The 14,773-nt window shown below is 41.7% G+C and carries 18 protein-coding genes and 1 tRNA gene; all 19 read left to right on the top strand.

From position 1 onward, the window contains the following. The first annotated feature begins 226 nt into the window (after positions 1 to 226). The 19 genes from ADG03_RS01695 to ADG03_RS01605 all read left to right on the top strand — a co-directional run bounded on the left by ADG03_RS01695 (position 227) and on the right by ADG03_RS01605 (position 14,722). Complete coding sequence (locus tag ADG03_RS01695) at positions 227 to 1,108, top strand: class II fructose-bisphosphate aldolase (protein ID WP_003004573.1); 882 nt, start codon at positions 227 to 229, stop codon at positions 1,106 to 1,108. A gap of 84 nt (positions 1,109 to 1,192) precedes the next feature. Continuing rightward, entirely contained in the window at positions 1,193 to 2,131 is a 939-nt protein-coding gene (locus ADG03_RS01690; protein WP_049471751.1) for an alpha/beta fold hydrolase, read from the top strand. A 359-nt stretch (positions 2,132 to 2,490) separates the two neighbouring features. Beyond that, positions 2,491 to 3,483 carry an ABC transporter ATP-binding protein gene (locus tag ADG03_RS01685; protein ID WP_013904684.1) on the top strand — a complete coding sequence of 331 codons (993 nt, stop codon included), beginning with the start codon at positions 2,491 to 2,493 and terminating at the stop codon, positions 3,481 to 3,483. Position 3,484: 1 nt separating this feature from the next. Then, on the top strand, positions 3,485 to 4,303 hold the full coding sequence (locus ADG03_RS01680; RefSeq protein WP_049471752.1) for an ABC transporter permease: 819 nt from the start codon (positions 3,485 to 3,487) through the stop codon (positions 4,301 to 4,303). Position 4,304: 1 nt separating this feature from the next. After that, positions 4,305 to 5,090, top strand: coding sequence for an ABC transporter permease (locus ADG03_RS01675; protein ID WP_003017328.1), 786 nt, complete (start codon positions 4,305 to 4,307; stop codon positions 5,088 to 5,090). Between the two features lie 38 nt (positions 5,091 to 5,128). Further along, on the top strand, positions 5,129 to 5,590 hold the full coding sequence (locus ADG03_RS01670) for a GNAT family N-acetyltransferase (protein ID WP_003017336.1): 462 nt from the start codon (positions 5,129 to 5,131) through the stop codon (positions 5,588 to 5,590). A 46-nt stretch (positions 5,591 to 5,636) separates the two neighbouring features. Next, positions 5,637 to 5,709, top strand: a tRNA-Thr gene (locus ADG03_RS01665). Between the two features lie 200 nt (positions 5,710 to 5,909). Beyond that, positions 5,910 to 6,221, top strand: coding sequence for a LiaF transmembrane domain-containing protein (locus tag ADG03_RS01660; protein WP_049471759.1), 312 nt, complete (start codon positions 5,910 to 5,912; stop codon positions 6,219 to 6,221). Positions 6,222 to 6,364: 143 nt separating this feature from the next. Further along, positions 6,365 to 6,811 (top strand): LytTR family DNA-binding domain-containing protein, encoded by a 447-nt coding sequence (locus ADG03_RS01655; RefSeq protein ID WP_003004160.1) that lies wholly within the window; start codon positions 6,365 to 6,367, stop codon positions 6,809 to 6,811. Positions 6,812 to 6,815: 4 nt separating this feature from the next. After that, entirely contained in the window at positions 6,816 to 7,511 is a 696-nt protein-coding gene (locus tag ADG03_RS01650) for a LiaF transmembrane domain-containing protein (protein ID WP_049471753.1), read from the top strand. Between the two features lie 118 nt (positions 7,512 to 7,629). Then, entirely contained in the window at positions 7,630 to 7,818 is a 189-nt protein-coding gene (gene rpmB / locus ADG03_RS01645) for a 50S ribosomal protein L28 (protein WP_001140948.1), read from the top strand. 311 nt (positions 7,819 to 8,129) lie between these two features. Next, on the top strand, positions 8,130 to 8,495 hold the full coding sequence (locus ADG03_RS01640) for an Asp23/Gls24 family envelope stress response protein (RefSeq protein ID WP_003004393.1): 366 nt from the start codon (positions 8,130 to 8,132) through the stop codon (positions 8,493 to 8,495). A 2-nt stretch (positions 8,496 to 8,497) separates the two neighbouring features. Further along, entirely contained in the window at positions 8,498 to 10,162 is a 1,665-nt protein-coding gene (locus tag ADG03_RS01635) for a DAK2 domain-containing protein (RefSeq protein ID WP_014712937.1), read from the top strand. Between the two features lie 284 nt (positions 10,163 to 10,446). Continuing rightward, positions 10,447 to 11,001, top strand: coding sequence for an SP0191 family lipoprotein (locus tag ADG03_RS01630; RefSeq protein ID WP_049471754.1), 555 nt, complete (start codon positions 10,447 to 10,449; stop codon positions 10,999 to 11,001). A gap of 135 nt (positions 11,002 to 11,136) precedes the next feature. Next, positions 11,137 to 11,328 carry a hypothetical protein gene (locus ADG03_RS01625; protein WP_014712940.1) on the top strand — a complete coding sequence of 64 codons (192 nt, stop codon included), beginning with the start codon at positions 11,137 to 11,139 and terminating at the stop codon, positions 11,326 to 11,328. A 72-nt stretch (positions 11,329 to 11,400) separates the two neighbouring features. Then, on the top strand, positions 11,401 to 12,318 hold the full coding sequence (locus ADG03_RS01620; protein ID WP_049471755.1) for an ABC transporter ATP-binding protein: 918 nt from the start codon (positions 11,401 to 11,403) through the stop codon (positions 12,316 to 12,318). Further along, positions 12,287 to 13,027, top strand: coding sequence for an ABC transporter permease (locus ADG03_RS01615; RefSeq protein WP_049471756.1), 741 nt, complete (start codon positions 12,287 to 12,289; stop codon positions 13,025 to 13,027). The genes ADG03_RS01620 and ADG03_RS01615 overlap by 32 nt, the downstream gene beginning before the upstream one ends. Next, positions 13,024 to 14,121 carry a sensor histidine kinase gene (locus tag ADG03_RS01610; RefSeq protein ID WP_049471757.1) on the top strand — a complete coding sequence of 366 codons (1,098 nt, stop codon included), beginning with the start codon at positions 13,024 to 13,026 and terminating at the stop codon, positions 14,119 to 14,121. Before ADG03_RS01615 ends, ADG03_RS01610 begins: the two co-directional genes overlap by 4 nt. A 1-nt stretch (position 14,122) precedes the next feature. Continuing rightward, entirely contained in the window at positions 14,123 to 14,722 is a 600-nt protein-coding gene (locus ADG03_RS01605) for a response regulator transcription factor (RefSeq protein ID WP_049471758.1), read from the top strand. The last annotated feature ends 51 nt before the right edge of the window (positions 14,723 to 14,773 follow it).

Genomic DNA, 14,773 nt, shown 5'->3' with positions numbered 1-14,773 from the left:
GTCTTGCTCGACAATCCAAAAATAATTGAGAGGCTAGGACTTTTGTCCCACTCTCTTTTACTTATTTGCTAGGATGAAATCCTTAGGAGATAGGGGATTACGCTCTATTTATCATAAGAAAGTGCTTAAAGACACAGGAAAAGCTAGCAATTTCATCTAAAAAGTGATAAAATAAACAATGTAAGTGGGATCAATCCCACAAAAATTTATAGGAGGCCTATTACACATGGCAATCGTTTCAGCAGAAAAATTTGTCCAAGCAGCTCGTGACAACGGTTATGCAGTTGGTGGATTTAACACAAACAACCTTGAGTGGACTCAAGCTATCTTGCGTGCAGCAGAAGCTAAGAAAGCTCCAGTACTTATCCAAACTTCTATGGGTGCTGCTAAATACATGGGTGGTTACAAAGTATGTAAAGCCCTTATTGAAAACCTTGTAGAATCAATGGGTATCACTGTACCAGTTGCTATTCACCTTGACCATGGTCACTACGACGATGCTCTTGAATGTATTGAAGCTGGTTACACTTCAATCATGTTTGACGGTTCACACCTTCCAGTTGAAGAAAACCTTAAATTGGCGAAAGATGTCGTTGAAAAAGCTCATGCTAAAGGTATCTCAGTAGAAGCTGAAGTTGGTACTATCGGTGGTGAAGAAGACGGTATCATCGGTGACGGTGAATTGGCACCAATCGAAGATGCTAAAGCAATGGTTGCTACAGGAATCGACTTCTTGGCTGCAGGTATCGGTAACATCCACGGTCCTTACCCAGCAAACTGGAAAGGTCTTCACCTTGACCACTTGCAAAAATTGACTGAAGCTGTTCCAGGATTCCCAATCGTATTGCACGGTGGATCAGGTATCCCTGATGATCAAATCCAAGCAGCGATCAAACTTGGTGTTGCGAAAGTTAACGTTAATACTGAATGCCAAATCGCATTTGCAAATGCTACTCGTCAATTCGTACGTGAATACGATGCAAACGAAGCAGAATACGACAAGAAGAAACTCTTCGACCCACGTAAATTCTTGAAACCAGGTTTCGAAGCAATTACAGCAGCTGTTGAAGAACGTATCGACGTATTCGGTTCAGAAGGCAAAGCTTAATAAAAAACAGGAAAGCAAGGTCCCATGTGGATCTTGTTTTTTTGTTTGGGAAAAGTTGATTCCGGGATTTAATTTTTGTACAATATGCCTATGAAAAAAATTAAACAGTTTAGCTGGATCATTTTTGTTGTTCTTATCCTTTTTCTAGGAGGTACATTTGGTTTTCACCAACTTAGTTTGCAAAAAGAAAGTAAGCTTCTGACTCCTATCGGTAAAGAGGTCACGGTCAATGGACATCAAATGAATGTATACATTAAAGGTGAAGGATCTGAAACGATCGTATTTCTTTCAGGTGCAGGTATTGCTTCACCTATATTAGACTTTAAGAATCTAACAGATTCCCTATCCAAAAAATACAAAGTAGTCGTCGTAGAGCGAGCGGGATATGGTTTTAGTGAAGATAGTGATCAATCAAGAGATGTGATGACGGTTCTTTCTGAGACCCGTCAAGCTCTATCACAAGCCGAAGTTTCGGGGCCTTATGTGATTGTTTCTCATTCAATGGCTAGCCTTGAGAGCCTTGCTTGGCAGGAAAAGTATCCTGATGAAGTGAAAGCCTTGGTTGGTCTGGATTGGGCATTACCAGCAAGTTATGAGGATTTAAAGGATAATCAGGTCTTGCTTACTGTGGCTTATTGTAGCAGTAAGATTGGCTTATTACGCTATTTCCCTGAGTCCTTTTATATAAAAAATCAAACTCTGACTGAAACTGAACGACAACAATATAAATTACTAGCATATAAGCAGTTGATGTCACAAGCCATGCTTCATGAATCCCGTTTGGCAAAGGAAAATGCCAAGAAAGTTCCATCTAGCATTAATCCGAAAATTCCAGCCTTACTCCTGGTTTCTAACGGTGAAGGCACGACCTTTAGCCAATCAGAGTGGCAACGTTATGCAGAGAGATTTGCAAGCGACCAGTCTAATGTTCAAGTCGACTATATGGATGCGCCTCACGACCTCTATCATTATCAAAGCGATGCTATTGTTTCTCGCATTAAAGAATTTTTAGAGAATAATTGAGGACTTAAAAATCCATTGAGACTGATGGTAATAATTAAATGCTGAAGGATTAACAGTAGAATCGTTAATTTTCTCGATTAAAAAAATTCTTTTTCTTAACAATAAACCTGCCCGTGAGGGTGGTTTTTTTGGTGTTTTAAGGAAACTATTTAACAGAATTTTTGATTAAAAGTTTCATTTTAAGAGAGAAATCTCTAATTTCGTAATCCATAAGCAAACGCTTGCATTCCTATTTTTATTAGATTATAATAGGTTGGTATAAAGCCTTCTGTAATAATATTGAGAAAGTGTAGAAAGTAAGGATTTAGAATATTTGTAGTCAAAAATACAATGTTGCTTCTTACGATAGGGAGATAGATATGGCAATGATAGAAGTGCAACATCTTCGGAAAAATTTTGTGAAGACAGTTAAGGAGCCGGGGTTAAAGGGAGCCTTACGCTCCTTTATTCATCCTGAAAAGCAGACCTTTGAAGCGGTCAAGGATTTAACTTTTGAAGTTCCAAAAGGGCAGATTTTAGGATTTATCGGGGCAAATGGTGCTGGGAAGTCAACCACCATCAAAATGCTGACAGGAATTTTGAAGCCCACATCTGGCTTTTGTCGGATTAACGGCAAGATTCCGCAGGATAATCGCCAAGATTATGTCAAGGATATTGGAGTCGTTTTCGGACAACGCACCCAGTTATGGTGGGATTTGGCTCTGCAAGAGACCTACACGGTTTTGAAAGAGATCTATGATGTACCGGACTCGCTTTTCCATAAGCGCATGGACTTTTTGAATGAAGTTTTGGATTTGAAGGAATTTATTAAGGATCCTGTGCGGACTCTTTCACTAGGTCAACGGATGCGGGCGGATATTGCGGCTTCCTTGCTTCACAATCCCAAAGTTCTCTTTTTAGATGAACCGACTATTGGTTTGGATGTGTCGGTCAAGGACAACATTCGTCGGGCCATTACCCAGATTAATCAGGAGGAAGAGACAACTATTCTCTTGACTACTCATGATTTGAGTGATATTGAGCAACTCTGTGATCGGATTTTTATGATTGATAAGGGGCAAGAGATTTTTGATGGAACGGTTAGCCAGCTCAAGGAGACATTTGGAAAGATGAAGACTCTCTCCTTTGACCTGACGCCAGGTCAAAATCATCTAGTCTCTCATTATGAGGGTTTGCCTGATATGTCCATTGATAGACAAGGAAATACTCTCAATATTGAATTCGATAGTTCCCGCTACCAGTCGGCCGATATTATCAAGCAAACCTTATCTGATTTTGAGGTCCGTGATTTGAAGATGGTAGATACGGATATTGAAGATATTATCCGTCGCTTCTATCGAAAGGAGCTCTAAGATGGTCAAATTGTGGAGACGTTATAAACCCTTTATCAATGCAGGGATTCAGGAGTTGATTAGCTATCGAGTCAACTTTATTCTTTATCGGATTGGCGATGTCATGGGTGCTTTTGTGGCTTTTTATCTATGGAAGGCTGTCTTTGATTCCTCCCAGGAGCCTTTGATTCAGGGCTTCAGTATGGCGGATATCACCCTCTACATCATCATGAGTTTTGTGACCAATCTGTTGACCAGGTCGGATTCTTCCTTTATGATTGGTGATGAGGTCAAGGATGGTTCCATTATCATGCGCTTGTTGCGACCAGTGCATTTTGCGGCTTCTTACCTCTTTACGGAGCTTGGTTCCAAGTGGTTGATTTTTATCTCTGTTGGACTGCCATTTTTAAGTGTCATTGTTTTGATGAAAATCTTATCTGAGCAAGGGATTGTAGAAGTGCTGGGACTAACTACCCTTTATCTTTTTAGCTTAACGCTGGCCTATCTGATTAACTTTTTCTTTAATATCTGCTTTGGATTTTCAGCCTTTGTATTTAAAAATCTTTGGGGTTCCAACCTACTTAAGACTTCCATAGTGGCCTTTATGTCTGGGAGTTTGATTCCCTTGGCTTTCTTTCCAAAGGTCATTTCAGATATTCTGTCCTTCTTACCTTTCTCATCCTTAATTTACACTCCGGTCATGATTATTGTTGGGAAATACGATGCTAGTCAGATTCTTCAAGCACTTTTGCTTCAGCTTTTCTGGCTTATAGTGATGGTGGGCTTGTCTCAGTTGATTTGGAAACGAGTCCAGTCATTTATCACCATTCAGGGAGGTTAGTATGAAAAAATATCAACGCATGCATCTGATTTTTATCAGACAGTACATCAAGCAAATCATGGAATACAAGGTAGATTTTGTGGTTGGTGTGTTGGGAGTCTTTCTGACTCAAGGCCTGAACCTCTTGTTTCTCAATGTCATCTTTCAACACATTCCCTCCCTAGAAGGTTGGACTTTTCAAGAAATTGCCTTTATCTATGGATTTTCCTTAATTCCAAAGGGACTAGATCATCTCTTTTTTGACAATCTATGGGCTTTAGGTCAACGACTAGTTCGAAAAGGGGAGTTTGACAAGTATCTGACTCGTCCTATCAATCCTCTCTTTCACATACTCGTTGAGACCTTTCAGATTGATGCCTTGGGTGAACTTTTGGTCGGTGGAATTTTACTAGCGACAACGGCGACTAGCATTGCTTGGACTCTTCCAAAATTCCTGATTTTTCTAGTTTGTATTCCTTTTGCGACCTTGATTTATACTTCCTTGAAAATTGCAACAGCCAGCATCGCTTTTTGGACCAAGCAGTCAGGTGCCATGATTTACATTTTCTATATGTTTAATGATTTTGCCAAGTATCCTATTTCTATTTACAATTCGCTCCTTCGTTGGTTAATTAGCTTTATTGTACCTTTCGCCTTTACGGCCTACTATCCTGCCAGCTATTTCTTGCAGGACAAGGATGGACTCTTTAATATTGGTGGTTTGATTCTGATTTCCCTTGTTTTCTTTGTTATTTCCCTCAAACTTTGGGACAGGGGATTGGATGCCTACGAAAGTGCTGGTTCGTAAGAGGTAAAGTAAGACTAAAATCAGGAAAGGAACTTATGATGTTTGTAATTAAAGAAGTCAAGGGTGAAGATCAAAAAATGGCAGTTGTCGCTGAGATTTTAAGGGATTTGCCAGAATGGTTTGGAATACCAGAAAGCACGCAAGCCTACATTGAAGGAGCTAAGGATTTACGAGTTTGGGCTGCTTATCAAGAAAGTGATGTAGTAGGGTTTATAAGTTTATCATATTCGAGTGAAGATTGTGCTGAAATTGACTGTCTAGGCGTGAAAAAATCATTCCAAGGTCAAGGAATTGGAAGGGAATTAATTACGACTATAGAAAGAGAAGCAGTCAAACAAGTGGACTACCTACAGGTCAAAACAGTCGCAGAAGGTTCAAATAAAGATTATGACCGAACAAATGTCTTTTATCGCAGTCTTGGTTTTAAAAAATTAGAGATTTTTCCGCAACTATGGGATCCACAGAATCCATGTCAGATTCTGATTAAAAAGATCAACTAAAAGTGCTTGACATCCGCTATCAGAGTGCTATACTAAGAAGGTAATCGCCGATTTAGCTCAGTTGGTAGAGCAACGCACTCGTAACGCGTAGGTCACAGGTTCGATCCCTGCAATCGGCATAGAAAAAATCTGCTTTGAAGGAGCGAGACGATGAATAATGGTGATCACATATTCGTTCGGTCTCGCTCCTTCTTTTGACCACATAGGCGCCATTTTTGACCACTTAGTCAAAAGTCCTTGTCTCCGTAGGAGCTCTCTGCTATCATAGAATCATCAAAGGAAGAAATACTTCCGAATAATCAAAATGAGGTATATGATGATGAAAAAACTACTTGGACTTGGATTTATTTTGGTTGCTCTTGCGGTTGTCACAATGGGAATGGTTGGTTTTCCAAAGCTCGATGTGAACATCTGGCCCCTATTTCCTGTTCTCTTATTTGCATTCTTTACACTTGAAAATCTCTTGAAAAAAGATTACAAGGCAAGTGTTATCTGCGCCTTGATCGCATTTATGATCGCAAATGCGATTTACGATGTCCTGCCGGTTTCAAATGGTCTGGTCATCACAGCAGGTGTGCTCGCTTGCGTAGGTCTTAGTTTTCTTTTACCGGACAAGGAAAGCAATAAATAAAGGAGGGCTGGTCACTTGATCAGCTTTTTTACTTCTCAAAAACTACCTCTTGATGGGGAAAACGTGCCACTTACTGAAAAGCCCTTGTTTTGTTTTCAACAGCTGTTATAATGGTACTATCAAAACGTTGGGAAAGGAGTTTTATGAAAGTTAGAATCGAATTGGATCCATCTATGGACGAGCCTGAGATCTTGATTCGAGCTCCGCGCTTGACCCCGGAGTTGACCCAGCTGCAAGAGAGAATCCTCGAACAAAAGGTTGCTCCTTTGGCCTTTTACAAGGATCGAAGTGAGTATTTTCTGGATGTGGCATCGATCCTCTTTTTTGAGACGGACGGGGAGAAGATTTTTGGGCACACCAAGGACGAGGCCTATGAGGTCAAGCAGAAGCTCTACGAGTTGGAGGAGCTGCTTCCCATCGCCTTTTGTCGGATATCCAAATCCACCATTGTCAACGCCAAGCAGATCTATTCTCTGGAAAAGTCTTTTTCAGGGACCAGCACGGTCAATTTCTACCAGACCCATAAGCAGGTTCACGTATCTAGACGCTACTATCAACTCTTAAAAGAACGACTAAATGAAATGAGGTAATATCATGAGAAAAAAATTAATCGGAGTATTCTTAATCCTTTTAGCAGCCTTAATCCTTTTACAGGGCTATTTTGTAAAATGGGACATCAGCATCTGGACCTTAGCTTGGGTCATCCTGCTTGCCGTCCTGTCCCTCTCTAGTTTCTTGAAGCGTCATTTTGGTTGGGGCTTCATCTATGGACTATTAGCCCTCTTTTGTCTCAATGGGCAATACCATTTCCTTCCAGTGTCCAATTCGGTGGTGATCCTTTCTTCAATTCTCGCTGTGATTGGGCTCAACATCTTGTTCAAACCCTCTAAGAAAACAAAAGACCGCCTAGCTTCCTATTCTGCTGGTTCGATGAGTAAGTCTGATGGCAATGACATCGATGTCACTTTTTCTACAGTGACAAAATATCTCAATGACCAACACTTTACCCACGGAAGTGCAGATGTAAGTATGGGAGAAGCTTCGGTTTATTTTGATAATTGCCGGATTGAGGGTCCTTCTGCTCAGTTTGTTGTCGATGTTTCCCTTGGAAGTTTGAGCCTCTATGTGCCAAGTGATTGGCGCGTCCATGTTAATGTGGATAATTCCCTTTCAGCGATCCAGCATCAGGAAAATCCAAGTGCTCTCACTAGCAAGGATTTCTACATTACGGGCGATGTTTCCTTAGGAAATCTGGAAATTATCTATGTAGGCACGAATTCGTTTTCTTAAGCCAGAAATGAAAAACTTTGGCCAAAAGCTTGCCAAGAGAGATTTTTTTTGGTAATATAGTACGGTATGTGGTGCTAGCACATCCGTTATATTAGATCTAATAGGAGGAAACACAGAAATGGCTAAAGTATGTTATTTCACAGGTCGTAAGACTGTATCAGGTAACAACCGTTCACACGCTATGAACCAAACAAAACGTGCCGTAAAACCAAACCTTCAAAAAGTAACTGTCCTTATCGATGGTAAACCTAAAAAAGTTTGGGCTTCAGCTCGTGCATTGAAATCTGGTAAAGTAGAACGCGTTTAATAAAGAAAAAAGGCTGGGCATAAAGTGTCCAGCCTTCGCTTTTTGATAGGAATAGTAGCATGACGCAGTGGTTGATTGGAACTACTCATGTTTGAAACATTCGTACTTCCTAATCAACTGTGCGGGGGTGGAAAAATTGAAAAGGTTTGGGGAACCTTTTCAACTTTTTTTATTTTACGGAGTTCTTTCCCACTCCCTTTTCTTTTTCTCTAGAGACAGCTGTCACAGCGGGTGAAGAATAGTCCCTACCCTTTTACAGTTGACCTCTTTTATGGTAAAATAGAATATAAAATACTTTTGAGGTAGAAATTATGACAGTAAAAATCAATACAAAGGACGGTCAAATTGAATTGACTGATGAGGTTATCGCAACTGTTGTAGGCGGTGCCGCTACTGAGATCTTCGGTGTGGTTGGAATGGCCAGCAAAAATGCGATCAAAGATAATTTCCAAGCCCTCCTAGGGAAAGAAAACTTCTCTAAAGGTGTTGTTGTCAAAACAACGGAAGCAGGAACTATCGCAGTTGATGTTTACACTGTTTTGAGCTATGGAACAAAAATTAGCGAAGTCTCAAAAAATATTCAAGAACGTGTGAAATTTAGTTTGGAAAATCAACTTGGAATCACTACGGATACTGTGAATGTCTATATTCAAAATATCAAGATTGTGGGAGAATAATCGTGGCTAATATTACTACAAGTTTATTTCAAGAAATGGTTCAAGCGGGGGCTACGCGCTTAAATAAACAAGCGGAATATGTAAACTCTTTGAACGTCTTTCCTGTACCAGACGGGGACACAGGAACCAATATGGGAATGACCATCGAAAATGGGGCCAAAGAAGTATCGGACCGTTCTGCTTCAACTGTTGGTGAAGCAGCAGGGATCTTCGCTAAAGGACTCTTGATGGGGGCGCGTGGGAACTCAGGAGTCATCACTTCTCAATTGTTCCGTGGATTTTCTCAAAGTGTCAAAGACAAAGAAGAATTGGATGGAGCAGCACTTGCAGCAGCCTTCCAGTCTGGTGTAGAAGTCGCTTATAAAGCCGTTATGAAGCCGGTTGAAGGTACCATTTTGACGGTTTCTCGTGGGGCAGCCATCGGTGCCAAGAAAAAAGCAGAATCTACCAATGATGCAGTAGAAGTCATGCGTGCAGCTCTTGAAGGGGCTAAAACAGCTCTTGCCAAGACTCCAGATATGTTGCCGGTCTTGAAAGAAGTTGGTGTGGTAGACTCTGGTGGTCAAGGTTTGGTCTTCATCTATGAAGGATTCTTATCAGCCTTGACAGGAGAATTCATCGCTTCTGAAGAGTTCCAAGCAACACCTGCAACCATGTCAGAAATGATCAATGCAGAACACCACAAGTCAGTCGCTGGCCATGTCGCAACTGAAGACATCAAGTTTGGTTACTGTACAGAAATCATGGTCGCTTTGAAACAAGGTCCAACTTATGTCAAAGACTTCGATTACGATGAATTCCGTAACTATTTGAACAACCTTGGGGATTCCCTATTGGTGGTGAATGACGATGAGATTGTCAAAGTTCACGTCCATACAGAAGATCCAGGTCTTGTCATGCAAGAAGGTCTTAAATACGGAAGCTTGGTGAAAGTGAAAGTTGACAACATGCGCAACCAACACGAAGCGCAAGTTGAAAAAGAAGAGCGTCAAGCCAAACCAGTTGAAGAAAAAGAATATGCGATCATTGCAGTCGTTGCGGGTGACGGATTGGCTGATATCTTTAAAGCGCAAGGGGTGGATTACATCATCTCTGGTGGTCAAACCATGAACCCATCAACAGAAGACTTTGTCAAAGCTGTTGAAGAGTTGAATGCGCGCAACATCATTATCTTGCCAAACAACAAAAATATCTTGATGGCCGCTCAATCTGCAGCAGAAGTGATTGATCAACCTGCAGCAGTTGTTGAGACCAAGACTATCCCTCAAGGATTGACTAGTCTTCTTGCCTTTGATGAAAGCAAATCGATCGAAGAAAACTACGAACGCATGAGCGCTTCATTGGGTGATGTTGCGTCTGGTAGTGTGACAACAGCGGTTCGCGATACCACTATTGATGGGCTTGAAATCCATGAAAATGATAATCTTGGAATGGTCGATGGCAAAATCGTTGTTTCAAATCCAGATATGATGGAAACCTTGGAAGAAACATTCGCTCATATGTTGGATGAAGACAGTGAAATTGTGACCATCTATGTCGGTGAAGACGGCAGTGAGGAGTTGGCAAATGAATTGGCCCAAGCCCTTGCTGAAAAATACGAAGATGTAGAAGTAGAAATCCACCAAGGTGGCCAACCTGTCTACCCATACTTGTTTAGTGTAGAATAATTGAACAGAAGGTTCCTTTCGGAACCTTTTTTTGTATATAGAAAAACGAGGAGATTCCCTATGAAATCAGCGTGATTCAGAGGGATTGAGACTGAAGTGAACCCTCCACTGAGGCTTTATTCGTGAGAAAAAGGGGTTTCTGCAAAAAGTCTCAAATTCATCAGTTTTTTATTCAAATTGAAGAGCTTGAAAAGAGGGGGAAATGGTTTGAGCAGTGGAGTTTTTAGACAAGAAAGACGCGATATGTTATACTGGTATCAGTATGTGAAAGGAGAGTTATAAAAATGAAGAAATTTTTTGTAACCCTTGGGCTAGCCATTTTGGTATTGACTGGTTGTTCGCAATCCCAAACGAAGAAAACTACAACCGCTAGCTCATCTAGCAGTTCCTCTGTTAAAAAAGAAGTAAAAAATGAAGAAAAAACCACAACCTTAGTAGGAGATATCAATGGAACAAAACACCGGGATATCATCAAGTCTAAGGGAGATAAGGTTGAAAACCTTCGCATCGAAGTGACGGCCGATCTGCCCCAACAACTTGGGACCATCGCAGCAGAAAAGTCACCTGAAGAGCTCACAGCAGCCATTCAAGCTTTGCTGGAGCAAAATGAAGACTATAAGAAGCTAAAAACTGTTCCCGGTTTTAGTTTGGAATACACAGTCACACCAGAGAAAAAATTGCTCTCAACCAGTGTGATTGACCTCAACCAAATTGACGCCAAGTCTCTTGAAGAAATTTCTTACTTCAAAGATGCTGGTCTCAATGATTTGAAAAACATGAAGGCAGATGCCTTGGTCAAGGCCTTGAAACTGCATGGCATGAAAGAAGAAGGTCGGTAAGAAGAATAGAAAAAGTCGAGTGAAGTCACTTGGCTTTTTTTAGTGACTTTTGTCATGTTAGCGAGTGACAAAATTATCTAGTGGCTGTTATTTTCTTTCGCTATAATATAGTCAGAAAGTAAGAGGTAAGGAAAAATGAAACAATGGTTCTATAAAGTGTTTACGTTAACAGTGGTGGGGATGGTCGTCTATTTGATCTTTTCAAAGGATGATAGTCTCTATTACCATTTTCCTTGGGAATTATTTGCTGGGATTGGCATCATGAGCTGGGCGGTTCAAGAAGGATTGAAAATGATCAAGGCTGTTAAAAAGGAGATGGAGCAATGAAAAAAACGGGAGTGATCTTAGTCGTTTTTGTCATCATTCCAGCTAGCCAAGCATGCTTGAAAGGAGAGTATCATGAGCGTCATTAGAGTAGAGAACTTGAACAAAAGTATCAAAGGAAAGGTGATCCTAGAAGATCTTTCTTTCACAGTGGAGAGAGGGGATTGTCTGGCCTTGATTGGACCAAACGGAGCTGGGAAAACAACCTTGATGAACTGTCTGCTGGGAGATATGAAGGCGACTTCTGGAACTATTGAAGTAGAGGGAAAAGCTCCTGGTCATCCTCAGTTAAAGGCTAGTGTCTCTTATCTCCCTCAAGAGAATGCCATCGTGCAAAAGCTAACCGTGCAGGAACTGATCAGTTTCTTTCGCTCCATTTATCCCAACCCTTTAACGGTCAATGCCATCGATGATTTATTGCGTTTTACTCCAGAACAAAAGAAGCAATTAGCCAGTAAGCTGTCTGGTGGGCAAAAGCGTCTCTTATCCTTTGTGTTGACCTTGATTGGTCGTCCCAGTCTCCTATTTTTGGATGAGCCAACGGCTGCCATGGATACGTCCACTCGCCAACGCTTTTGGGAGATCGTCGGGCATTTAAAGGACCAAGGTGTGACTATTGTCTATTCTTCCCATTACATCGAGGAAGTAGAACATACAGCTGATCGGATTTTGGTCTTGCATCAGGGACATTTGCTTCGGGATACGACACCTCTCGCTATGAGAAGCGAAGAGGTAGAAAAACATTTCACCCTGCCTTTGCGTTACCAAGCTCTAGTGGCCGAGATGGAAGGGATTGGTCAAGTGACGGTCAAACCCGATGCCCTTCAGGTTGTGACAGGTGATGCCAATAGTTTGTGGACTCGATTACAAGAAGAAGGATGTTCGATCCAAGAAATCGAGGTGACCAATAGAAGTTTATTGGATTCTATTTTTGAAAATACAAAGGAAGTAGGTAGAGAAGATGAAACGCATGAAAGCTCTCGGCGTGGTTGAGTGGCATTTGACTAGACGCCAAGCCATTTATTACTTGTTATCAATTGGGATGCCCACGGCCTTTTATCTCTTCTTTTCAGGGATGTACCAGGAAGCACCAGGAGCACCTGCTCACTTTATGAGGGATTATCTTCTCTCCATGACGGCATTTTCTATGATGTCTACGGCTATCTTTTCTTTTCCAACAGTTCTTGAAACCGATCGACTCAACAATTGGCAAAAAGTCTTGCGCCATACCCCGGTATCTATGGTAGAATATTATCTAATAAAGGTTGTGGGTCTCTTTATCGATTTTCTCCTATCGATTGGAGTTGTCTTTACCGTGGGCCATGTGGTGCGCCACGTGAATATGTCCCTACAGGATTGGGTCTTGTCGGCCTTTATTCTCATCCTAGGAAGCCTAGCGTTTGTGGCTCTCGGTCTGGTATTGACCCTGCTTCCTTCTAGTCAATTGATGTCTGTTGTAGGTAATCTCCTTTACATGGGGCTTGCTGTCATGGGTGGCCTTTGGATGCCCATTAGCCTCTTTCCAGAATGGATGCAAGCCATCGGCAAATGTCTACCAACCTATCAATTGATGGAACTGATTAAGACCTTTTTAAACAAGGGGCAGGTTAATGTTCTTGCTAGTCTTTATTTAACCTTATTTACCCTGGTCTTGTTTACCCTTGTCATCGTCTATCGTCGTCATTCTGAGGTTCGTTCATGATTGAAAAACTCAAGCGTATTCATTATATGTTTTACGCTAGCCTAGTCTTTATGGGATTCCCATTTATCTCTATTTTATTGGGTGAGGTTCCCTACTGGCACTTCTTTTTAGCCCTCTTGTTTATTGCTTCCTATCTAGGAATCTTGATTACTGAAAACAAGAAGCTGATCTGGATTTGTTGGCTGTACCTCCTAGCCTATGTAGCAGGAAATACTCTTTTTATTAACGCCAACTATTTTTGGTTTTATTTCTTCATCAGTAACCTGTTAGTCTATCACTTTGAGATTAGCGATTTTCGCTCTCCTTATCTTTGGACAGTTTTTCTATCGCAATTCCTACTTTTTGGAGTTATCTTTTTCAAACAGAATGCGATGGAGTATGAATGGGTATTTTTAATCATCATTTTCTTCTTTACCCATGCCATGACTTACGGCATGGTTCGTATTCGGATGATGGAAGAGTTGAAAGCTGACCATGCCAAGCAAAATGCCCAGATCAATCTCTTGCTGGCAGAAAACGAGCGCCATCGGATTGGACGTGATCTACATGACAGTCTGGGCCACACCTTTGCTATGCTCAGTGTCAAGGCAGACCTGGCTGATCAATTCTTAGCATTGGGTCAGGTTGAGAAGGCGCAGGAGCAGGTGCAAGAGATTCAAGCCATTAGTCAAGAGTCCATGCACCAAGTCCGAGAGATTGTAGAGAACTTGAAGCAGCGAACCCTGGCAAGAGAGCTAGAAACCGTCAAGCAAATGCTAGAAGTGGCGCAAGTCAAAGTGGAGATCCAAAACAATCTCGATACAGCTAGTATCTCGCCGGTCCTAGAGTCTGCTCTGGCCATGGTGTCTCTGGAACTAGCCACCAATATGATCAAACATGCCAAAGCGACGCAAGCCCTTCTCACTTATCGCTCCACTGAAACAGGTGTAGAAATGATCGCAGAAGACAATGGGATTGGCTTTGACAAAGTCTCTGACAAGGACTTGCACTCGATCCGCGAACGGATTGCCTTGTTGGGAGGAGAGCTGGAGATCAGTCATCAACACAAGCCGACCCGGATAGAAATACGGATCCCCTATCAAGAAAGGAAATAAGATGCGCTTATTAGTTGCAGAAGACCAAAGTATGTTGCGCGATGCCCTCTGCCAGCTTTTGCTTTTGCAAGAGGATGTAGACGAAGTCTTGCAGGCTGGAGATGGGCAAGAAGCCATTCACTTACTAGAAACCCATCCAGTTGATATTGCTATCTTAGATATTGAGATGCCCATCAAAACAGGACTAGAAGTGTTGGAATGGGCCAAACGTCAACAACCCCAGCTCAAGGTTGTCATCGTTACCACTTTTAAGCGGCCGGGTTACTTTGAGCGGGCCCTTAAGGCTGGAGTCGATGCCTATGTCTTAAAAGAACGTCGCATTACAGATTTGATGGCGACTCTTCATGCAGTTTTAGCAGGGCAAAAAGAATATTCGCCTGAATTAATGGAAGGAATCTTGACCCATCCCAATCCTCTAAGCCCTCAGGAGCAAGCGGTCCTAAAAGAAGTCGCTAAAGGGGCTTCTAACCAAGAAATTGCTGATCGCTTATTTCTTTCAAACGGAACCATCCGCAATTACATGTCGGCTATTTTGACTAAGTTGGATGCGGAAAATCGGACGGAGGCAGCAAAGATTGCCCAAGAAAAGGGTTGGTTATAAGGAAGAAAAGAGAGTGGGACAGAAATCGGTAATTCGTTAGAATTCGATTTC

This window comes from Streptococcus parasanguinis (assembly GCF_001069785.1).
Classification (GTDB): domain Bacteria; phylum Bacillota; class Bacilli; order Lactobacillales; family Streptococcaceae; genus Streptococcus; species Streptococcus parasanguinis_T.
This window is presented reverse-complemented; position numbering and strand designations above follow the sequence as displayed.

What these genes read in the sequence shown, in the direction of transcription:
- ADG03_RS01695 (WP_003004573.1), top strand. Translation starts at nt 227, where the DNA reads ATGGCAATCGTTTCAGCAGAAAAATTTGTCCAAGCAGCTCGTGACAAC.
- ADG03_RS01690 (WP_049471751.1), top strand. Translation starts at nt 1,193, where the DNA reads ATGCCTATGAAAAAAATTAAACAGTTTAGCTGGATCATTTTTGTTGTT.
- ADG03_RS01685 (WP_013904684.1), top strand. Translation starts at nt 2,491, where the DNA reads ATGGCAATGATAGAAGTGCAACATCTTCGGAAAAATTTTGTGAAGACA.
- ADG03_RS01680 (WP_049471752.1), top strand. Translation starts at nt 3,485, where the DNA reads ATGGTCAAATTGTGGAGACGTTATAAACCCTTTATCAATGCAGGGATT.
- ADG03_RS01675 (WP_003017328.1), top strand. Translation starts at nt 4,305, where the DNA reads ATGAAAAAATATCAACGCATGCATCTGATTTTTATCAGACAGTACATC.
- ADG03_RS01670 (WP_003017336.1), top strand. Translation starts at nt 5,129, where the DNA reads ATGTTTGTAATTAAAGAAGTCAAGGGTGAAGATCAAAAAATGGCAGTT.
- ADG03_RS01660 (WP_049471759.1), top strand. Translation starts at nt 5,910, where the DNA reads ATGAAAAAACTACTTGGACTTGGATTTATTTTGGTTGCTCTTGCGGTT.
- ADG03_RS01655 (WP_003004160.1), top strand. Translation starts at nt 6,365, where the DNA reads ATGAAAGTTAGAATCGAATTGGATCCATCTATGGACGAGCCTGAGATC.
- ADG03_RS01650 (WP_049471753.1), top strand. Translation starts at nt 6,816, where the DNA reads ATGAGAAAAAAATTAATCGGAGTATTCTTAATCCTTTTAGCAGCCTTA.
- rpmB (WP_001140948.1), top strand. Translation starts at nt 7,630, where the DNA reads ATGGCTAAAGTATGTTATTTCACAGGTCGTAAGACTGTATCAGGTAAC.
- ADG03_RS01640 (WP_003004393.1), top strand. Translation starts at nt 8,130, where the DNA reads ATGACAGTAAAAATCAATACAAAGGACGGTCAAATTGAATTGACTGAT.
- ADG03_RS01630 (WP_049471754.1), top strand. Translation starts at nt 10,447, where the DNA reads ATGAAGAAATTTTTTGTAACCCTTGGGCTAGCCATTTTGGTATTGACT.
- ADG03_RS01625 (WP_014712940.1), top strand. Translation starts at nt 11,137, where the DNA reads ATGAAACAATGGTTCTATAAAGTGTTTACGTTAACAGTGGTGGGGATG.
- ADG03_RS01620 (WP_049471755.1), top strand. Translation starts at nt 11,401, where the DNA reads ATGAGCGTCATTAGAGTAGAGAACTTGAACAAAAGTATCAAAGGAAAG.
- ADG03_RS01615 (WP_049471756.1), top strand. Translation starts at nt 12,287, where the DNA reads ATGAAACGCATGAAAGCTCTCGGCGTGGTTGAGTGGCATTTGACTAGA.
- ADG03_RS01610 (WP_049471757.1), top strand. Translation starts at nt 13,024, where the DNA reads ATGATTGAAAAACTCAAGCGTATTCATTATATGTTTTACGCTAGCCTA.
- ADG03_RS01605 (WP_049471758.1), top strand. Translation starts at nt 14,123, where the DNA reads ATGCGCTTATTAGTTGCAGAAGACCAAAGTATGTTGCGCGATGCCCTC.